Origin of the sequence: Clostridium sp. 1001283B150210_160208_E6, from assembly GCF_015669365.1 — a bacterium.
Taxonomy (GTDB): domain Bacteria; phylum Bacillota; class Clostridia; order Clostridiales; family Clostridiaceae; genus Clostridium; species Clostridium paraputrificum.
The window spans coordinates 25,367-45,523 of record NZ_JADPAA010000014.1; the positions used below are offsets into that span (position 1 = coordinate 25,367).

Consider the following 20,157-nt stretch of genomic DNA (forward strand, 5'->3'; position numbering starts at 1 on the left):
CTCCCTACATAGCAACTTTCTTTGGCTCTATAGAGTCAAGTTTATTAATTTTCCAACCTTTTGTTGTCTTATTAATAATGCCTTCACTTACTAATAACAGTGCAGGTAAAACAAATATTATAACCATCATACTAATAATTGCTCCCCTAGCCATTAAGAAGCATAAGCTCTTAATTAATGCCATATCAGATACTAATGCTACACCACCTGTAGCTCCAAAAAATGTTAATCCACTTGTTACTATAGACTTCGCTGACTCTTGGACTGCTATTCTCATTGCTTCTTTCTTTTCATATCCATTTCTGATTTCTTCCCTAAATCTAGAAGTTAATAAAATAGCATAGTCAACTGTAGCCCCTAATTGAATAGTTCCTATTACTATACTGGCTACAAATGGAATAACTGTTCCTGTGTAGTATGGAATACCCATATTTATAAATATTGCAAATTCTATTGCAGAAACTAGTAAAACTGGTATTGACACTGATTTAAATACAATTAAAATAATTACAAATATAGCTGCTATAGATGCAACTGATACATTCTTAAAATCTTGATCTGCAATTGTAGTTAAATCTTTAGTTAATGCACCTTCTCCTGTTACCATTGCATCTTTATCATAGCTCTTAACTATATCTGTCATCTCTAAAATTTGGTTGTTAAGTTCATCTGATGCAGATTTATACTCTGAATTAACTAGCAAAAGATTATATCCACCTTGTTTAAATATTTCTTTTATATCACTTGGAATAAAATCTTCTGGGATATTCGGTCCAATAAATTTATCATATGATAATACTGTAGTTACACCTTCTAAATTTTCTATTCTATCTGTCATCTCTTTCATCTTATAACTCTTAATATCATCTTTAACGATTATAAAATGTGTAGATGTCATATTAAAATTATCCTTCATCTTATTAAGAGCAACTATTGAAGACATATCAGGTTTTAATGTTTCATCTAGGTTATAATATACCTTTGCGTTTGCTTGGCCAAAAAATGCTGGAAGCATTATTACAAAAAATGCTACTATAAATGCTTTATAATGCTTTGTTACTAAAGTTGATACCTTTTTAAACTCTGGAATTATTGTTTTATGCTTGAATTTATGAATTGCTTTATCGAAAACTAAAACAAATGCAGGTAATATTGTAATTGCACATATTACACCAATCACAACTCCTTTTGCCATAACAAGACCTATATCTTTACCCAATGCTAAGTCCATTGTACAAAGAGCTAAGAATCCAGCTATTGTTGTAAGGGAACTTCCTGATATAGAAGTCATTGTTGCTTTTATAGCTTGAGTCATGGCCTCCTCTTTAGTACTCCACTTACCTCTTTCTTCATCATATCTATGCATCAAGAATATAGAGTAATCCATAGTTACCCCTAATTGAAGTACTGCTGCTAGTGCTTTAGTTATATAAGATATTTCACCTAGAAATAGGTTAGTGCCTAAATTATATACAATACCTATCCCTATTGAAACTAAGAATATAATTGGTACAACTGTAGATTCCATTGAAATTAATAAAACTACAATTGATAATGCCACTGCAATTAAAACGTAAAATGGAGCTTCATGTTCGGCAAGCTCTTTTGTATCCTCCATAATTGCAGACATTCCACTAAGAAAACATTGCTTATTTAATATTTTCTTTACTTTAGAAATACCATTTATAGTTGAATCGGATCCTGGTGCCCCATCAAATTTTATAACAAACATTGTTGAATCTTCATTATAAAGTTGATTTTTTATCTCATCAGGTAAAATATCCTTAGGGATACTTTCATCTAACACATCTGTTATGCCTAACGTTGTAGTAACACCATCCACCTCTTCAATTTTATCTTTTAAAATGTTAATATCTTTATTCTCCATTCCTTCTACTATTACAATACCTATTGACGCATCGGAATAAGTTTTGTCCAAGATGTCCTCTCCCTTTGTTGAATCTAAGTTCTGAGGTAAATAACTTAATAAGTCATAATTTACTCTTGTATTTATGAAACCTATCACTGATGGGATTAATAAAAGTAATGAAACTACTATGACTGATTTAGCATGATCTGCAATAAACTTACTAATTCTATTCACCCTTAACATCCCCTTTGTTTTTAGTAACTTATCATAGCTAAAACTTTCTTAAAGAGAATTGGCTTAATTTCATCTATAGTTGTAGGTTCTTCTAAAATTATAGAGCTATAACAAACACTACCTACTAACTCAAATATCATGAACAATGTCAATTCCGCTTCATCTAAATTCATATTTTTTTCAACTAGATTTCCTATAAAGATTTCTACTATCCCCTCCATTTCCTTATATTGCTCTGGATTTCTTAATGCTCTTCTGAATAGTCCCCAGGAGAAATTTTTATTAATTAGCTTTAGCATAAGTTTATTTTCTTTAAAGTAATTAATAACATAGTCAATAAAAAATAATGTTCTGTCTTCAAACCTATCTAATTTTTGTTCTTCAGTTTTTTCTACTGCTTCTTTTATAACTTGAGAACTTTTTTGAAGTATAAGCCTATTGATTATGTCATACTTATCTTTAAAGTATAGATAAAATGTTCCTTTTGCTACCCCAGCTCTCTTAACTATGTCATCTATTGCTGTATTCTGTGTGCCTTTTGTAGTAAACAGTTCATATGCAGCAGAAAATAGTTCTGTTTCTTTTTTTCTTTTCTTTTCCCCTACTTTACTGCTTCCACTTTTATCCCTCGTCATTTCTTCCTCCTTTATGACTATCAGTCATTTTATATTTCTATTATATTCCTTTCTGACTAATAGTCAATTTATATTTTGCTATATTTTCTTTTTGTTTAAAAAGTTTGCTTTTTGTTTAAAATTGCTATGATTTAAGTTCAATAGTATAATTAATTAGGATGTTAAGGTTAATTAATTTACTTATGTAAACTTTATTATTCTATACTAGTTTACCCAATATAATTCCGGAGGAAAAGGTTATGATTGTTTTAAGTTGTAAAAATATTAGCAAAAGCTATGGAATAGATGAAATATTAAAGGATGTTACTCTATCAATTAATGAAGGGGATAGGGTTGGTATCATTGGTGCAAATGGAGAGGGTAAATCTACTCTATTTAAAATTCTTTCTAAACAACTATCATTTGATGATGGTGAAATATTTATAGATAAGAATAAAACTTTAGGTTACTTAGCTCAACACCTAGATTTAGATACAAAAAATACAATATATAATGAAATGCTTTTAGTTTTCTCTGACTTAATAAGATTAGAAGAAAAACTTCTAGATTTAGAAAACAAAATGAATGAGCCCTATGATGAAAGCAAAGCAGATTATCATAACAAGATAATTAATGACTATAATACTTCACAAGAACTATACTCACATAGGGGTGGCTATACTTACAAAGGAGAAATAAATAAGGTATTAAAAGGTTTAGGTTTCTCTGAAGAAGACTTTGATAAAGAAATTTCAAAGTTAAGTGGCGGTCAAAAAACCAGAGTTGCATTATGTAAATTATTATTACTTTCACCAGATATATTACTTTTAGATGAGCCTACTAACCACTTAGATTTAGAAGCAATTGAATGGCTTGAAGAGTATTTAAAATCTTATAAAGGTACTATTTTAGTTATTTCCCATGATAGATTTTTCCTTGATTCTGTAACTAATAGAACTTTCCAAGTAATTAATGGTCATGTTAACTGCTACAATGCTTCTTATACAAAGTTTTTAGAACTTAGAGAAAAAGATTATGAATCACAGCTAAAGGCATATAATCTTCAACAAGCTGAAATAAAAAGACAAGAAGCAATAATTGAGAAGTTTAGATCTTTTAATAGAGAAAAGAGTATTAGAGCTGCTGAAAGTAGAGAAAAAGCCCTCGATAGAATGGAGAAAATAGATGCTCCAGATGAAGAAAAGGGACCAGCAAAAATTAAATTTGAAACCTCAGTTAAAAGTGGATATGATGTTTTACATGCTGAAAATTTAAGTAAGAGTTTTGGTGATAAACATTTATTCTCTAATCTTTCTTTAGATTTAAAGAGAGGAGAAAAAATCGCCTTAATTGGTGAAAATGGTAGAGGTAAGACCACTTTCTTCAACATTCTTATGGATAAAATCAAACCAGATAGCGGCGTTAAAGTATTAGGTACTAACGTAAACATAGGATATTATGATCAAGAACAATCTAACTTATGTGAAGATAAAACTATAATTGATGAAGTATGGGATGATTTCCCTGAATTAACAACATCACAGGTTAGAGGGGCATTAGCAACCTTCCTATTTACTGGTGAGGATGTATTTAAAACTATTAATAAACTTAGTGGTGGTGAGAAATGTAGAATCAACTTGCTAAAGTTAATGCTTTCAAGATCCAACTTATTATTGCTAGATGAGCCTACTAACCACTTAGATATTTTATCTAGAGAGGCTTTAGAAGACGCTATATTAAGCTATGATGGTACATTAATAGTAATTTCCCATGATAGATATTTCTTAAATAAAGTTATAAACAGAATTGTTGAGCTTCAAGAAGAAGGCACTACTGAATATTTAGGAAACTATAGTTACTATGTTGAAAAGAAGCTTAATCCATTAAGATTTGAAGCTTATGAAGAACTAGCAAACGGTAAAACTAAAACTCAACTAAAAGAAGAAAAAAGAAAAAAACGTGAAGTAGAAAAAGAAGAAAAGGCAAAAAAACTACAAATTAAAAAGTTAGAAGATGAAATAAGTAAAAATGAAGAATTGCTTTTATCCCTTCAAGAAGATTTATGTAAAGAAGAAATATACTCTAATCCTTCAGAAAGTGAAAGAGTAAATAAAGAAATAAGAATCCTTGAAGAAAAAATAGAAGACCTTTATATGAAATGGGAAGAAGTTAATGAATAAAAAAGATAATATAGATAATAAAGATTACGAAGAGAAATTGCCTATTGCAATTTCTCTTTTAATATAAAAAACTCTGCAAATGCAGAGTTTTCTCCTCAACCTTATTATCTATCTTATCCTATTTATCTTTATTATCATTACTTAGATCCTGTACTTCCAAAGCCGCCACGATCAGAATTTCCAAAGGACTCTACTTCATCAAACTCTATCTCTGGCATTACTTCCATTATTCTAAATTGTGCTATTTTATCGCCTTTTCTTATCCAAGTACCCTTTATTTCTTCTCCATCTATAAGCTCTGTACCCTTTCCTTCTAAACAGTACACAGGCATGTGCCATTGATCATTATCACCTATATATGTATCATCAACTACACCAACTGAATTTGTTTGAATTATTCCCCAAGTTTTAAATGTTGAACTTCTTGGAGCAAGATGTGCTTCCCACCCGCTTGGTAATTCTAATGCAAATCCTAATGGAATCATAGCTCTTTCATTAACTTTTACGAATACATCCTTATTAGCATACACATCGATCCAGTTACCTTTTGCTATCTTTTTCAACTTAGTTGACTCTTCAAAATACTTTATTCTTATTTTCATAATTCCTCTTCCATTCCTTACTCTTTAGACTATTTTACTATCATTATAACAATAACAGACATATATTTCTACAAAATAAAAAAGGCTTATTCTTCAAAGCCTTTTTTATACGAGGAAAGTATAAAATTTTAATTAATTATAAATCAAAGGTATTCTTACATTTTCAAATTATAAAATATAAAATCAAGGATAATAATTTTATAATTTCCTTACCTTTAGTACGAGTAAGGTGGATATTTGTTTTGATGTGACCTGGAGCGCAGCGACGGAACAAGCAAAATAAATATTCAGCCCACCTTTTTTAATTAATTAATTAATTATCTTCTACATTTTCTTTGATTCTTAATTTTATTAATTATATAAATACAACTTTCTGTTGTACATTCATCAATAGTAACCTCATTCCAATTTATATATTGAGGTTTTTCAAAGTATCTCTTATCAATTAATTCTATAACCCTATATGCTCCCTCAGGAATATTGCAAAATACAACTTTACCATCACAATCAGTAACCTTTGAATCAACTAGCTCTGGACATATTCCATTAAGTTTATAAAGATTAACTTTTACGCCCTTTATTTTTGTTCCTTCTTTACTATGCAAAGCTGAAATTACTGTTATAACTCCCTTTACTTCTTTTTTGCACTTATCTTTCTTATCTTTAACTGAGTATCCACAATTATTATTTTCAGTCCACTCATCTTCGCAGTTTAACCACTTTTGACTTTCATACTCTTCATAATATTCACTGGTATTTACATTGCATGGCTCTTGTTTTACACTTTCTTCCTCTTTACAATCATTGCAAATATGATCATCTTCTGACTCATCATATTCCTTTTCTGTAACATTTATGTCTGCATCACTATAATAGCATTTCATTTCTTCTGCTTCTATCTTACTATTAATACAACTATCATCATTTTCTCCAAAAACATAGCTTTCTGACCCACAAGTATGAGTTTCACATCTACCATCTGGATATGATATATCAAAATTTACTACTATATCTTCAGTTTTTCCTTCTTGTTTTGCTTCCGCCTTTTCCTGTAAATATTCCTTCATAAATCTCTCTATAATAGGGTCATCATCTTGCATGTTAGTACAATAAACTCTTTTCCCCTTTTCTTCGCTCACAAAAAAAACCTCCTTAGTTCTCTTATATTAATAAAATATGAGAAACTAAGGAGATATGTGATTATTTTACCTATCAAATACTAGTGTCTTATCCTCTGTAAAGCCTTTAACTAACTTGTCAAATCCTAAAGGCTTACTAAAATAATATCCTTGAATTATATCACAATTAACTTTTTCTAAATAATGAAGTTGATTTTTAGTTTCTACACCCTCTGCAACAACTTCTAAATTAAGCATATGAGCTAATTCAATAATTTTTTCAATTATAAATTCACTTCTTAAGTCAATTCCTATATCTGATACAAAGCTTTTATCTATTTTTACTTTATCTATAGGTAACCTTTTTAAATAATTTAAAGATGAATATCCTGTACCAAAGTCATCTAAAGCTATAGTTGCACCTAAATCTTTTATCTTTCTTAACATCTCTATATTACGCTCTGCTGATTTCATTATAACACTTTCAGTAACCTCAAATTCAATGTTTGAAAGGTCTATATCATACTCATCAATCTTTTCCTTTATATATTCTAAAAGTTCAATATCTCGTATTTGTACTTGTGAAAGATTTATTGCCACTTTAAATTTATCATCTATAATACTAGTTAAATACTTACACTTTTTAAATGCATCATCTATAAGATATTTACCTATATCAATTATAGCTCCTGAACTTTCTGATGCAAGTATAAACTCATCTGGATACACATAACCTAATTCACTACTTTTCCATCGTGCTAAACATTCAAATCCTTCTATCTTTTTAGACTTGCACCAATACTTAGGCTGTAACTCAAAATATATCTCTCCATTATCTAAGGCATTTCTTAAGCAGCGTTTCACAGCTAATTCCCTATTTATTTCATCTGAAACTTCCTTGTTAAATACGCAAAATCTATTTTTTCCATTAGCCTTTGCTTTATACATTGCAATATCAGCTTTCTTCAACAATGCTTGTACTGTTTTTCCATCAGTTCTGTAAAAACTAACTCCTATACTTACTGTACAATAAATTTCTTTACCAGCCACTTTAAAAGGTCTGTTAAATGTATCTAGTATATCATTAAGTATTTTTACTACTTCTTCTTTTGCTTCTATATTTCCTATTGCTATTATAAATTCATCTCCACCGAACCTAGCTAATAAACATTTTTCATTTACAACACTATTTAAACTATCACAAAAACTATTTAAAAGGATATCTCCTGCATCATGTCCAAAAGTATCATTAACATATTTAAAATTATCTAAATCTAAAAAAACAATTGCAAAATCTTTTTCATCTCTCTTAGCCCTAATTAGCATTTTTTTAGATTTTTCTATAAAATATCTTCTATTTGGTATTCCAGTAACCTCATCAAAATGGCTCATATAATATATCTTCATTTCTTTTTCTTTGCTATCACTTATATTACTAATTGAACCATATATGTATAGTCCATCATCTTCTAATATCCTTTTCCCTTTTTGTTTTATCCATAGAATTTCGCCTTTTTTACTTTCAACCCTAAACTCTACTGAAAAATATTCTTTCTCTTCTCTCAAGAATTCTTCATACTTTTGTATATAAATCCATCTGTCCTTTGGTAAAATAAAATTTACCCAACTCTCATTTGAGATTTTGCATTGAGCTTCATGATTATTAAACAATAGACCTTCCCTATCATTTATAATATACTCTCCTGTATCAACTTTTAAATAAAACATTATATCTTGACTACCTTCTAGGGCTCTTCTATAATTTCTCTCACTTATCCTTAGCAATTCGTCTTGCTTTTTCTTTTCTGTTATATCAATAAAAATACCATTTAACTCATATTTGTTATCTTTTATTTTTCCTTTTCCTGAACATTCTATATATAGTTGTTGACCTTCTATATCTATAGTCTTAAATTCTAATATGAATTCATCCTCAATTTTTTTATCTATTATTTCTGTAAAAAAGTTTTTTATATATTCTTTATAACTATTATCTATAAACTCACATAACCTGTCGAATGAATCAATATTATTTTCAGTCTTAAATACTTTTTTATATCTACTAGATATAAAAAGTAAATTATAGTCATCAAACCATTCCCATACTGCTCCATTTAAGGCACCTAATGCTTTTTCATATTTTCCATGTTCTATAGATAGCTTAAGAAAATGAATTTTTCTATACATAACAAACTGATAACATAATATTCCTAAAAGTATAAGATTAAGAATTGTATTTCCTTTATATAAAGTTATAGCAGCTACTATAATAGTTGTTACTACAAGCATATTAAAAGTTTTATCTAAGTCCCTCATAAACCCCTCCGTAATATCACACTTTCCATTCCCTTAATTAAATTTTATCACATCATCGCTTTATTTTATATACAAATCTGTTATATAAAGGTATAACAGATAGTAATTTGTCAAAAATAAAAGTCTTGAAATTATTAAATAATCTCAAGACTGTATTATCACAACTATTATTTATTTCTATTTAGCAAATTACTTATCCATGTTAAAACTAAGTTTAATATTACACCAACTAATGCTGCAAAGCTTAATCCTGTAATAGCTACTTGTTCAGTAATTTTAATTCCTAAAGTTATATGGAAATTCGTTTCTACATATGAAGCTCCTAATCCTAGGAATAATATAACAACCATAACTATTATGTTATTCCATGAAAATTTAACTTTTTCACTCTTTATAGTCTTAGGTCCTACTATTGCAATCATTGTAAATAACATTAAACTTATTCCACCCATAACAGCTTCTGGTACAGTTCTTATTGCAGCTCCAAACTTAGCTATAAAAGCTAATCCTATTGCAAATACTGCTGTTATTCTAAGAATAGATGGGTCATAGTTCTTAGTTACTGCTAAAACCCCTGTATTTTCACCATAAGTTGTATTAGCTGGTCCACCACAAAGTGATGCAGCAATAGTTGCTAATCCATCTCCAAGTAATGTTCTATTTAAACCTGGATCTTCTATAAAGTTTTCGCCTACAACTTGTCCATTAGTAGTAATATCACCTATATGTTCCATAAATACTGCAAGTACTACTGGTGCAATAATCAGTATTGCCCCAACATCAAATTTTGGTAATGTAAATGTTGGTACAGATAATACTGCTGCGCTTGCTATTTCAGCTGTTTGAACTTCTCCCATTATTAAAGCTACTATATATCCAACTGTTACACCACATAATATTGCAATCTGTTTTGTAAATCCTTTTCCAAAGAATTTTATTATTAAAGTAACACCTAATGTTATAATTGCTAATGTCCAGTTATTTGCTGCCATATCTATAGCTGTTGGCATAAGATTTAATCCAATTACCATAATCATTGGTCCAACAACTTGTGCCGGTAATATTGCTTTTATTTTTCCAACTCCAACCTTCTTTATTATTAAAGATACTATTACATATATAAGTCCTGCTACAAACATACCACCTTGTGCATAACTTAAATCACCATATGCATCTCTAACTGCTTTAATGACTGGTATAAATGCAAAAGATGACCCTAGGAATACTGGAACCTTTCCTTTAGTACATAAGTGAAATATTAATGTTCCACATCCTGCTGTAAATAGAGCTACTGATGGATCTAATCCAGTTAAGAATGGTACTAATACAGTTGCTCCAAACATTGCAACTAAATGTTGTAATGCCAAAATGCATCTCATTACCTTTTCCTTTAAAGTTCTACTTTTTGATTTTTCAATTGCTGAAAGTATCATTTCTGACATCTTTTTACCTCCTTAATATTTATAAGGAGAAATTTCTTTCTCCCTTTTTCAGTCTCTCTGGACTTGAATTAAAAGGTTTTAATAAAATAAAAAAACTTCTTACATGGCAGTAAGAAGTTATAATTTGTCTATATAACCATAAATCTTTCTTCTTACTAGCCTCTCTGGACCACTTTAAAGAATTTTAAATTTTTATTTAAACTTCTATAATTATAGCATAGCAATCTAAGTAATTCAACAACAAAATATTACATATTTCTTTAAGGGATATTTTTTTTATAGAAGAACATACTAAGTAATAAATATTTATAGAAGGTGATACATATGAAAAAAAACAAATATTCTTTTCTAGCTTTTATATGTGTTTTTATTTTTACATTAAGCCTTTTTTCAGTCAATACAATGGCTGAAGAAGAAAAGATAATTTATATTACTTTTGATGATGGGCCTGGTGGTAAAGTAACAACTGAGGTACTAGACATATTAAAAAGAGAAGAAGTTCCTGCTACCTTCTTTTTAATTGGTGATCAAATAAAAGGACAAGAAAAACTAATCAAACGTATGGTTGATGAAGGACATTCAATTGGACTACACAGTATGTCACATAGTAAATCAAAACTATATTCTTCAGATAAGGAGTTTTTAAAAGAAATGCTAGAGTGTCAAAAAACCATAAACGATGCATGTGGCATTAGTCCTTCTATATTAAGATTTCCTTTTGGTTGCAATAACAATTCTTATCATTTAAAGAAAACACTTGTTGACTCATTACATGAAAACAACTTGAAAATTTACGACTGGAATGTAGATAGTACTGATGGTGCCAATCACAATGCTAGCCCAAGTACTTATATTAAACGTGCTAAAAGTGATAAAAATAATATAATTTTGCTTATGCACTGTGGTTACATGAATAAAAACTCTGCAAAAGCTTTGCCTGAAGTAATAAAGTATTATAAGGATAAAGGCTATACATTTAAAGCAATTTCAAGTGATACTGATGAAATGTTTCATTTTATGAAACATTAATAGAAAAAACCTAGAATAACTTCTAGGTTTTTTCCAATTAACATGAAACGTTAGAATTATTTATATATTATATTTAGTAATTCTCATAGCTTGTTCGACTATCTTATATATAATCATTCCTGCAATAACATTTACCACTGCTGTAGGAACTACTACTGCAAATATAGTTGTTAATATAGCTCCTTCCAATCCTGATATAAGCGCTAAGGATGTTAAAAATACAGTCCCACTTAATAATGTTCCAAAAACAAATAATATTATTCCTTGAATATTATTGCTTACTTTCTCCCTTAATGGAAGCATTAATAAATACATTACATTACAAGTTATAACTTTATCTATAATATTAGGTAATTGTCCACCTGGTGATTTAGTTGTTAGTGCCGTAAATATACCTATTATTATTCCTGCAAATATAGTTGTTTTATAATCTCTATTAATTAACATTATTATAAAAAGCATTGCTAGTGCAAAATCCGGTTGAGCTGGTAACCCAAAAGATGGGCTTATTGCATGTAATATTACTCCTATTGCAATTAAAATTGCGTTTAATACCATTTTCTTTGTATCCATTTTAAATTCCCCCTAATTTTAAATATTTCTTATCCTGGTTTCCACTCTTCATTTCATAACATATCAATCACGCCCCAAACTTATTAAATAAAATAAAAAAACCGTCCTAAATTAATAGGACGGATATGTTCCGCGGTACCACCTAAATTGTGTATAACACCTCTCTAATTTCAAGTACTAACATACTCTATTTGCTGTAACGTGCAACCCACGGCTTAACTACTCTCTCTAAGGATTTCATCTTGCTCCTCAAAGGCCCATTCACCATTAGCTACAGTACTGATATTCCACCACCATCAGCTCTCTTTAACCTTGCACCTGGTTACTATCCCTCTTCAAAGGATTTGTCTTAATATTATAGTATGCATTTTTTGTGTTTTTGTCAATATATTACACTTACTTTTATTAATTTTTTTACTACCTGTCATATTAGAATTTATAATATAACTTTTTATTTTTTCTGTAACCTAATTATTGTTTTCTCCTTGTGCTTTAGTTTTTTTATCATTAACTAATGACGCTATTAAAGCTGCTGATGCTCCTAAAAGTACTAAAACCTTCCCTGTTTTTTTCATATTCATACGACGACCCTCCAAACATAAATTTTACCTATATTAGTATTATAACCCATAGACTTGCCTATATACTATAGTTTGAAATTTTTAAATATTTTTTATCTAAATTGGTTTATTTCTCTTATATAAGTACATCCAATAGCGTTTAATTTTTCGCAAATTTCTTTTTCTGAAACATCCATATCTTCACATAGTCCTTCTAATGAAGAAAAAGTATCTCTAAGCTTCATATTTATAACACTTAATAAAATATTAGGGTCCATAGCCATTATTGATTCTCTATCCATTCTTTCACCTTCTTAGTTTTATCTATATAATTTATATTTTACATATACTAAAAATCATTTCAACTTCTATTTTTGTAGATATATAGATTTATCTCTCTTTATAATAATAATTGTATATATCAAAGTGATGCTTTCAACTATTGGTACAGTTAACCACGCCCCTGTTAATCCCATAATATATGACATAATTACTATTACTATAGAAATTAATATAAATCCTCTAATTAAAGATATTATAGTTGATACCTTTGACCTTTCTATAGATTGCATAAAACCTATAGATACTATATTTACTCCCATTACAATAAAGGATAAAAAGTATATTCTTATTCCACTACAAGTAATATCTAGAATCCCCTCTATATTACTAGAAAATATTCTCGCTATAAATTCAGGATTAGATACCCCAATTATAAAAAATATCACTCCAGAAACAAATGAAATTTTTCTAGCCAACTTAAAAGCAGATATGACTCTATCTATCTTTTTTGCTCCATAATTCATGCTTATAATAGGCTGAATGCCTTGAGATATTCCATTAAATATTGCAGTACAAATTAATGCTACATTTGAAATTATACTATAGGCCGAAACTGCCTCTACTCCACCTATTTTTATTAAAACTATATTAAATATAAAAATAACAACTCCTGCAGACATTTCATTAACCAAGCTTGGTATACCATTTAAGATAACTCTTTTTGCATATCTTAGTGACTTTTTATATTGTGATATATGTAAATGTATAGAATTCTTTTTAAATATAAAATGTAATAATAATATACTTACCCCTACTAATTGGGCGATGGATGTCGCTAAAGCAGCCCCCCTCATTCCTTTATTTAATGGAAAAATTAATACATAATCTAAAATAATATTAGTTAGATTAGCACAAATAACAGCCCACATTACCAATTTGGGATTATTATCGTTTCTAACAAATACAGAAAGGGTTTGTATAACAATAAAAGCTATTCCAAATGATAATATAGCTGATAAGTATTCTTTTACTAAGGGTAAAGTCTCTTGTGACGCACCTAAAAATAATGAAAGTTGCTCTAAAAAAACCATTCCAAATACAGATAATATCGCCCCTGATATAAATGATGATATTACTGAAAAAGTAAAAATACTGTTTGCTGAATTCAATCTTCCTTTTCCTATTGAAATTGAAAGTGCAGTGGCTCCTCCAACTCCAAATATTAATCCTATACTATTAAATATACTATACATAGGAACACCAACATTTAGAGCTGCTAAACCTAGGTTTCCTATTCCTCTTCCTATAAACATAGTGTCAAAAAATATACACATTGATAACCCAAGCATTCCTAAAACACTCGGAATCATATATCTTACAGCTAAAGCTCCTATACTGTCTTCTAATAAGTTAACTTTCTTCATTTGTACCTTCCTTACTATCTTTTGTAATCAATTTTTTTAAACTCTATATTAAACCTTTCATCATCAATATCAATTACTGCAAAGCTTATCTTTTCATCGTATGATAATCCTAATGATCCAGGATTAATCATAATCTTCCCTTCATAAAAGGATAAATAACATTGATAATGAGTATGACCAAATAATACATAATCCCATTCACCATTATAATCATTTAAAAATTCTTCTAATATCCCTCCATTATATAAGTAAGGTATATCAGTATTATTATTTATTCTGCTATGTACCATTAAAAATCTTTTTCCTGCTACTTCTTCTACTCTTTTTAAGGGTATATTTTTTATCCAACTTAACTCTTCTTTTGAAAGTTCTTCATCTATATAATATAGATTACTGTCATGATTACCACATACATTTATGAACCTGTTGTCATTCATTATTATCTTCAAGGCTTCTTTAGGATTAACTCCACCCATTATATCCCCTAAATTAAGAACAATTTTTATATTACTCTCATCTATATAGTTTATGAAATATTTTAATGCTTCTACATTACCATGTATATCAGATATTATAGCAACCTTCATGATAAAATCTCCTTCTTAAATAGTATTATCCTTATATTATAATTTTTCTATACTTATTTTTCCATATTTAATCTAAGTTTTAATTACATACATTTTTTTGTAAAACCTAATACACTCCATATACTTTTTTATCCAAAAATAGTACAATATAAATGTAATATTTTTCGTAGGGGGACTTTTTTAATGAAACTAATCGCAACAGATTTAGATGGCACACTACTTCAACCAGACTCAACCATATCAAAATATGACTTAGAATGGATTAACAAAGCCGAAGAATCAGGGATTAAAGTAATTGTAGCTACAGGAAGACAATACACTGCAGCTCTTGAACTTTTATCTAAATCTAACTTCAAACCTGATTACATAATCACAGATAATGGATCATGTGCTTATTCAGTTAAAGATAACAAAAAAATTTGTTCATATCCAATAAAAGAAGACACCGTAAAGGAAATACTAGATTTTCTAGAATCTAATAATTATCCTTATGGCCTTTCTTCTGATGAGCATAGAATACATTTTAGGGATATTTCAAAGCGTCTTACAGATGAATTTAATAGAAATCAATCAGTTATTCCTGACTTAGATAGAAATCATTTAGATTCTCTAGTAAGTTTTATAGAAAGTGATAGTGCACTATATGTAGATTCTTATAAGGATATATTAAACCTAAATACTGATTTATTTAATATATCTGCTCTTTCATTTGACCCTAATAGAATAAAAAATGGAATTGCTGAAGCCTCTAAAATTAAAGGAGTAAATGTTGTATCTTCAGCATATAACAACTTTGAATTTCAAAGCGATGAAACTTCTAAGGGAAAATCATTAGCATTTATTGCAGACTACCTTCATATCTCTTTAGATGATACAATGGCAATTGGCGATAACTATAATGATGTATCAATGTTTGAACATGCATACCATAGTGTTGCAATGGGAAATTCTAATGATGATATAAAGAACTTATGCAGATACACAACACTAACAAACTTAGAAAGTGGTGTTGGACATGCTATTAAAACTTTTGCTTTAAATAAATAGCAAAAAAAAGTGGAGTGGATATTTATTTTGCTTGTTCCGTCGCTACACTTCTAGTTATATCAAAAAAAGAAGTCATATATATGGCTTCTTTTTTTACATACAACTATTCTTCAAAACGCTCTAAAAATGAATGCTTTTCTCCATCTATTTCCCATCCTAAAATAGAATCCATAGCTACATTTTCAGCAGCTTTGAATATAGATTTATCTACATCGTTAAAGTTTTCCTTTAAATTTGCAATAAGCTCTTTTATTTCATATCTCTTACCACCGATCTTTTTTGCTGCTACCATACAAGCACAATTCAATGGCCATATTCCACTATAATTTATAAATCTTTTTATAGCTTCTTCTTCTATAAGATATAAAGGTCTTATTAACTCTATGCCTTCAAAGTTTTGAGATTTAAGCTTTGGCAACATTGTTTTAAAATTACCTGCATAAAGAATATTTAACATAGTAGTTTCAATTACATCATTGTAATGATGTCCTAAAGCTAATTTATTACATCCAAGTTCCTTAGCCTTTTCATAAAGTGATCCTCTTCTCATTCTTGCACATAAATAACATGGGTAATCTTGTGCTTTTTTATCTATAACTTCAAATATTTTAGAATCATAGATATGAGCTGGTATTCCTAAATAATCTAAATTTTCTTTATGTAAAGCCTTTATTTGTGGATGATATCCTGGATCCATAGCTATAAATTCTAAATCAAACTTAACATCACTATATCTTTGAAGCTGTTGGAAGCATTTAGCCATAAGCAAGCTATCCTTCCCCCCTGAAATTGCTACAGCAACTTTATCTCCATCTTGTATTAAATCATATTGCTTTATAGCTTTTATAAACTTTGACCAAATTGGCTTTCTATATCTTTTTATAATGCTCTTTTCTATTTCTTCTAAAGGTTTCTTTTCCTCTGTTGGAATTATTCTTTCACAACCTGTTCCTGCTATTCCACTCATCTATATCACCTCGTACAAATGATATTATATCATCACATAATATTTTTTCAATTGAAATAATATTCTATTTGTCACCAAGTCGCTTTTTTACTATATATTTTTATATTTTTATATTTATATGTTTTTATATTTATATATTGTAGCACTATTTTAAAAGAGAAATTGCTAAGCAATTTCTCTTTTAAATATCTTCTTCACTATTCTTATTTTTCCTTATAGTTATACCTAGAACAGTTACTAAACCAAGTCCTAAAGCAAATACGGGTCCTGTTGATCCGCTTGTTATAGAAGTCATTATAAAATCACCAGTTGGATATTTATATAAATCAGTGCCTAAAACAAGATTAAAGTTTGTGCCACCATCTTCTCCCATAACATGTTCTAATGGTATTCTTAATTCTGCTGTATACTTAGAACCACTATCTTCCTTAACCCAGTACCCTTGTTCTTTAAATAAATTTGCATTATGATTTAAAACCTGAACTCTATATGGCTCCGCTGATGTCAGTTTTTCTATATTTATATTATAAGCTTTAACCCCTTCTTTATCATTTTCTAAGGTGCTTATACATCCAGTACTTTTATCTCTATTATTATAATTTTCATAGAACTTATTAAAAGTACTTTCATTAGTGACTAACCAAGCTCTTATATGAGTTACAGGCATAGTATCCATATCTAATCTCAAGTATAAATATGGCTTTCCATTCTCTTTATCCTTCTTATCAATATAATACTGATAACCTAAAATATTTTCTGAGTGGTTCCCATACTTATCCTCATCTTCGAAATATGGCATGTTTGTCCAATCACTAAAATCACCATCTAGTGTTATCTTCCCACTTTCCTCTACCTCATCTATTTCTTTATTTTGAAAAGCATTGTCAAACTCTTTTTCTACTTCTAGTCTTTCTCTCTTTCTTTCTTCAACTACTTTTTGTTCTTCTACTATGTTCAATTCATCAGCTTTAACTAAAATTGGATTGATAAATATAGATAAACAAATAGACATTACTAAAATCTTTTTTAACCTTATCACTGTAATCCCTCCTTAGCTATTTTTATCCCTTTTTCCAAAAGAAAAAACGGCTTTAATCCCCAGTTTAATTTCATCTACAATTCCAATTGAATTCCATGAAGATTCAGGGCTTAAAGAATATATTACCCCACTAATTCTAAAGAATGAAAGTATTAATCTATATAGGGGCATGAAAATAAATATAAGTATGTTTTTCAAGGTATATTTGCGTACTTCTTTTAAGTCCTTCAGCAAAACTGCTGAAATTAATATAGATAACATAGAAATAATTGAATATGCTATATATATTATTAAATTAACTAACACTATCGTTTCAACTGGAAGACCTATAACCCCTAAATATATTACGGCCATCATCCATATTAACTTTGGAAAAGTCATTGTATGGTCACTAATCATCATTTTCCATAAAGATTTCTTACTTCCTATAACCTCTTTATCTAAAAAAAGTGAAACTACCTCTAATGCTCCCCTCTGCCATCTACTTCTTTGAATAGACAACCTATTAAAATCTTCAATAGGTGATGTGAAAAATACTGCTTCCTTACAATATGAGACAACTCCATTTTGGAATAATAATATTTGCTGAGTCATATGTGCATCTTCTCCTAATGTATCAGCATTATACATTTGAGATTTGAAAGCAACCTCTCTCTTTATAGCAGATATTGCACCTGCCATAGTAAATAGTTCATTTGTGCTACTTTGATTATTCCTTCCTATAAAGAAAACCTCCAAGTACTCCATAAACTCGCACTTTTGTACCAGCTTGTTTATTATGCCTTTTGTTTCTTTTATCTCATCCTTATCTATTATTACACTGCCTGTGATTGCACTAACTTCTTTATTATAAATAAAATGTTTAACTATACTTTCAATAGAGTTTCTACTCATGTATCCATCACTATCAATATTAATTATATAAGCCCCATTTGAATAAAATATGCCTGCATTTAAAGCACGTGCTTTGCCACAGCCTGATTTATACCACCACATCTTCACATGGTGATATTCACTTTGAAGCTGTTGAAAAACATTATAACTATTATCCTTACTACCATTATCCACCATAATTATTTCAATTTTATCTATTGAATAAGTTTGGTTTATAACAGACTCTACACATCTTTTTAAAGTTTTTTCAGAGTTATATACTGGAATAATTACTGAAACTAATGGTTCAAACTCCAAAGTTAATTTCTTTTCATTCTTTTTATCCCCTCTTTTAAATATATAAATTATCATTATCCTTATGCATCTATAAACACCTAATAATAAATCAAATATTGTGGGTATAAACAGCCAAATTCCTAAGAATATTGTCCTTCCCAAGAATGTATACTCCATTATTCCACCACCTTACATTTATTAATATGAAACTTTGAGAGAGTGAAATAATACATGCATATCATTATTATATAAAAGAGTAATTTACCTAGTATTAAATGTACAAAATCAAATACTCTATCTCCAAAGTATTTTATAGCTATTATCATCAAAGCTATTCTTAAGACATTAGCGAGCATTATTATAAAATTTCCCAATACAAATTTTATAGTTTTCGCCTTGAAGTCTTTAATTGGATAGAATATAAGTATACTTGTAAATACAAGAACTTCTATAACTCCACTACATTCATAATTAATAAGTATATTCTTTATAATCTTTGGAGTTCTAACTATTATAGAACTATTTTGATAAAAAACATCTAAGTCTTTTATAACATTTTCCAATAAGGATAACATTCCAAACTGTATCTTCATAACAATCTCTTCTATAATATCCCTAAAGAAAAAAATACCTATTGTAAAGAATCCAAAACTTCCTATGATAAATGCTAAAGTATTTAAGCTATTTGACTTAAGTCTATAATATATGAAAAGCCAAATACAAATAACTATAATAACCATCTTTCTTACCTTTCTAACACAAAAGTTCTTGATGGATTTTCAGATATTTTTAAACTTGTTAGTAAATAGCCTGTCCCATTTAATGAGTGATTTATTATTTTCCATAACACCCTACATATATTTTCAGTAGTTGTCTCTATCCCTTGGAATTCTTCCTCATCATTTAGGACTTTATCATCAAATTTATTTAAAATTTCGTCAATCTTCCTATCTATTACTCTAAAGCTAATCATTTCATCACTTTCTACTTTAACATCTAACTCTAATTGCCAATTGTGAGGATGGATAATAGATTTTTTCCCTTCTATAAATACATAATGTTTTGCATTTAAAAAATATTTAAGTATATATTTTTCCTTCATT

At 28.8% G+C, this 20,157-nt stretch carries 18 protein-coding genes and 1 other annotated feature; of the genes, 3 read left to right on the top strand and 15 right to left on the bottom strand.

Annotated features, from left to right (window positions below):
* Nucleotides 1–4 precede the first annotated feature (4 nt).
* Together I4V16_RS13625 and I4V16_RS13630 are read right to left on the bottom strand one after the other, a co-directional pair.
* Nucleotides 5–2,113 (bottom strand): MMPL family transporter, encoded by a 2,109-nt coding sequence (locus I4V16_RS13625; protein ID WP_195542301.1) that lies wholly within the window; start codon nt 2,111–2,113, stop codon nt 5–7.
* Nucleotides 2,114–2,124: 11 nt separating this feature from the next.
* Nucleotides 2,125–2,739 carry a TetR/AcrR family transcriptional regulator gene (locus tag I4V16_RS13630; RefSeq protein ID WP_027099439.1) on the bottom strand — a complete coding sequence of 205 codons (615 nt, stop codon included), beginning with the start codon at nt 2,737–2,739 and terminating at the stop codon, nt 2,125–2,127.
* A gap of 239 nt (nt 2,740–2,978) precedes the next feature.
* Between I4V16_RS13630 and I4V16_RS13635 the strand changes: the two genes are divergently transcribed.
* Entirely contained in the window at nt 2,979–4,898 is a 1,920-nt protein-coding gene (locus I4V16_RS13635) for an ABC-F family ATP-binding cassette domain-containing protein (protein WP_195966894.1), read from the top strand.
* A gap of 137 nt (nt 4,899–5,035) precedes the next feature.
* Here the strand turns inward: I4V16_RS13635 and I4V16_RS13640 are convergent, their stop codons facing one another.
* From I4V16_RS13640 to I4V16_RS13655, 4 genes are all read right to left on the bottom strand, one after another.
* On the bottom strand, nt 5,036–5,500 hold the full coding sequence (locus I4V16_RS13640; protein WP_049177913.1) for a deoxyuridine 5'-triphosphate nucleotidohydrolase: 465 nt from the start codon (nt 5,498–5,500) through the stop codon (nt 5,036–5,038).
* A gap of 317 nt (nt 5,501–5,817) precedes the next feature.
* Nucleotides 5,818–6,639 (bottom strand): prealbumin-like fold domain-containing protein, encoded by an 822-nt coding sequence (locus I4V16_RS13645; RefSeq protein WP_053089719.1) that lies wholly within the window; start codon nt 6,637–6,639, stop codon nt 5,818–5,820.
* A 66-nt stretch (nt 6,640–6,705) separates the two neighbouring features.
* Nucleotides 6,706–8,934 (bottom strand): bifunctional diguanylate cyclase/phosphodiesterase, encoded by a 2,229-nt coding sequence (locus I4V16_RS13650; protein ID WP_111938153.1) that lies wholly within the window; start codon nt 8,932–8,934, stop codon nt 6,706–6,708.
* Between the two features lie 167 nt (nt 8,935–9,101).
* Complete coding sequence (locus tag I4V16_RS13655; RefSeq protein WP_111938154.1) at nt 9,102–10,376, bottom strand: uracil-xanthine permease family protein; 1,275 nt, start codon at nt 10,374–10,376, stop codon at nt 9,102–9,104.
* A 324-nt stretch (nt 10,377–10,700) separates the two neighbouring features.
* Between I4V16_RS13655 and I4V16_RS13660 the strand changes: the two genes are divergently transcribed.
* Nucleotides 10,701–11,405 (top strand): polysaccharide deacetylase family protein, encoded by a 705-nt coding sequence (locus tag I4V16_RS13660; RefSeq protein ID WP_049177917.1) that lies wholly within the window; start codon nt 10,701–10,703, stop codon nt 11,403–11,405.
* 60 nt (nt 11,406–11,465) lie between these two features.
* Here the strand turns inward: I4V16_RS13660 and I4V16_RS13665 are convergent, their stop codons facing one another.
* The 4 genes from I4V16_RS13665 to I4V16_RS13680 all read right to left on the bottom strand — a co-directional run bounded on the left by I4V16_RS13665 (nt 11,466) and on the right by I4V16_RS13680 (nt 14,831).
* The gene (locus I4V16_RS13665) at nt 11,466–11,978 is read right to left on the bottom strand and encodes a tryptophan transporter (RefSeq protein WP_111938155.1); all 513 of its coding nucleotides are present in this window, start codon (nt 11,976–11,978) and stop codon (nt 11,466–11,468) included.
* 112 nt (nt 11,979–12,090) lie between these two features.
* Nucleotides 12,091–12,326 (bottom strand) — a binding site (T-box leader).
* Nucleotides 12,327–12,651: 325 nt separating this feature from the next.
* On the bottom strand, nt 12,652–12,840 hold the full coding sequence (locus tag I4V16_RS13670) for a DUF4250 domain-containing protein (protein WP_027099433.1): 189 nt from the start codon (nt 12,838–12,840) through the stop codon (nt 12,652–12,654).
* Between the two features lie 66 nt (nt 12,841–12,906).
* Complete coding sequence (locus I4V16_RS13675) at nt 12,907–14,244, bottom strand: MATE family efflux transporter (protein ID WP_049177922.1); 1,338 nt, start codon at nt 14,242–14,244, stop codon at nt 12,907–12,909.
* A 14-nt stretch (nt 14,245–14,258) separates the two neighbouring features.
* A complete protein-coding gene (locus tag I4V16_RS13680) occupies nt 14,259–14,831 on the bottom strand; it encodes a metallophosphoesterase family protein (RefSeq protein WP_049177924.1) in 573 nt (190 codons plus the stop codon).
* Between the two features lie 183 nt (nt 14,832–15,014).
* Between I4V16_RS13680 and I4V16_RS13685 the strand changes: the two genes are divergently transcribed.
* Entirely contained in the window at nt 15,015–15,878 is an 864-nt protein-coding gene (locus tag I4V16_RS13685) for a Cof-type HAD-IIB family hydrolase (protein WP_049177925.1), read from the top strand.
* 103 nt (nt 15,879–15,981) lie between these two features.
* Here I4V16_RS13685 and I4V16_RS13690 read toward each other — a convergent pair whose 3' ends face one another.
* From I4V16_RS13690 to I4V16_RS13710, 5 genes are all read right to left on the bottom strand, one after another.
* Nucleotides 15,982–16,845 carry an ATP-binding protein gene (locus tag I4V16_RS13690; RefSeq protein WP_027099431.1) on the bottom strand — a complete coding sequence of 288 codons (864 nt, stop codon included), beginning with the start codon at nt 16,843–16,845 and terminating at the stop codon, nt 15,982–15,984.
* A gap of 181 nt (nt 16,846–17,026) precedes the next feature.
* Nucleotides 17,027–17,884, bottom strand: coding sequence for a hypothetical protein (locus I4V16_RS13695; protein WP_111938157.1), 858 nt, complete (start codon nt 17,882–17,884; stop codon nt 17,027–17,029).
* A gap of 12 nt (nt 17,885–17,896) precedes the next feature.
* The gene (locus I4V16_RS13700; protein ID WP_049177930.1) at nt 17,897–19,231 is read right to left on the bottom strand and encodes a TIGR03111 family XrtG-associated glycosyltransferase; all 1,335 of its coding nucleotides are present in this window, start codon (nt 19,229–19,231) and stop codon (nt 17,897–17,899) included.
* The gene (xrtG, locus tag I4V16_RS13705; protein WP_111938158.1) at nt 19,231–19,794 is read right to left on the bottom strand and encodes an exosortase family protein XrtG; all 564 of its coding nucleotides are present in this window, start codon (nt 19,792–19,794) and stop codon (nt 19,231–19,233) included. The genes I4V16_RS13700 and xrtG overlap by 1 nt, the downstream gene beginning before the upstream one ends.
* Before the next feature lie 5 nt (nt 19,795–19,799).
* Nucleotides 19,800–20,156: a 6-carboxytetrahydropterin synthase gene (locus I4V16_RS13710; RefSeq protein ID WP_049177932.1), complete on the bottom strand. Its 357-nt coding sequence runs from the start codon at nt 20,154–20,156 to the stop codon at nt 19,800–19,802.
* Nucleotide 20,157: the final 1 nt, after the last annotated feature.

Excerpts from the sequence above, each read along its gene's own strand:
- I4V16_RS13625 (WP_195542301.1), bottom strand. The coding sequence starts at position 2,113 with ATGTTAAGGGTGAATAGAATTAGTAAGTTTATTGCAGATCATGCTAAA.
- I4V16_RS13630 (WP_027099439.1), bottom strand. The coding sequence starts at position 2,739 with ATGACGAGGGATAAAAGTGGAAGCAGTAAAGTAGGGGAAAAGAAAAGA.
- I4V16_RS13635 (WP_195966894.1), top strand. The coding sequence starts at position 2,979 with ATGATTGTTTTAAGTTGTAAAAATATTAGCAAAAGCTATGGAATAGAT.
- I4V16_RS13640 (WP_049177913.1), bottom strand. The coding sequence starts at position 5,500 with ATGAAAATAAGAATAAAGTATTTTGAAGAGTCAACTAAGTTGAAAAAG.
- I4V16_RS13650 (WP_111938153.1), bottom strand. The coding sequence starts at position 8,934 with ATGAGGGACTTAGATAAAACTTTTAATATGCTTGTAGTAACAACTATT.
- I4V16_RS13655 (WP_111938154.1), bottom strand. The coding sequence starts at position 10,376 with ATGTCAGAAATGATACTTTCAGCAATTGAAAAATCAAAAAGTAGAACT.
- I4V16_RS13660 (WP_049177917.1), top strand. The coding sequence starts at position 10,701 with ATGAAAAAAAACAAATATTCTTTTCTAGCTTTTATATGTGTTTTTATT.
- I4V16_RS13665 (WP_111938155.1), bottom strand. The coding sequence starts at position 11,978 with ATGGATACAAAGAAAATGGTATTAAACGCAATTTTAATTGCAATAGGA.
- I4V16_RS13670 (WP_027099433.1), bottom strand. The coding sequence starts at position 12,840 with ATGGATAGAGAATCAATAATGGCTATGGACCCTAATATTTTATTAAGT.
- I4V16_RS13675 (WP_049177922.1), bottom strand. The coding sequence starts at position 14,244 with ATGAAGAAAGTTAACTTATTAGAAGACAGTATAGGAGCTTTAGCTGTA.
- I4V16_RS13680 (WP_049177924.1), bottom strand. The coding sequence starts at position 14,831 with ATGAAGGTTGCTATAATATCTGATATACATGGTAATGTAGAAGCATTA.
- I4V16_RS13685 (WP_049177925.1), top strand. The coding sequence starts at position 15,015 with ATGAAACTAATCGCAACAGATTTAGATGGCACACTACTTCAACCAGAC.
- I4V16_RS13690 (WP_027099431.1), bottom strand. The coding sequence starts at position 16,845 with ATGAGTGGAATAGCAGGAACAGGTTGTGAAAGAATAATTCCAACAGAG.
- I4V16_RS13700 (WP_049177930.1), bottom strand. The coding sequence starts at position 19,231 with ATGGAGTATACATTCTTGGGAAGGACAATATTCTTAGGAATTTGGCTG.
- xrtG (WP_111938158.1), bottom strand. The coding sequence starts at position 19,794 with ATGGTTATTATAGTTATTTGTATTTGGCTTTTCATATATTATAGACTT.
- I4V16_RS13710 (WP_049177932.1), bottom strand. The coding sequence starts at position 20,156 with ATGAAGGAAAAATATATACTTAAATATTTTTTAAATGCAAAACATTAT.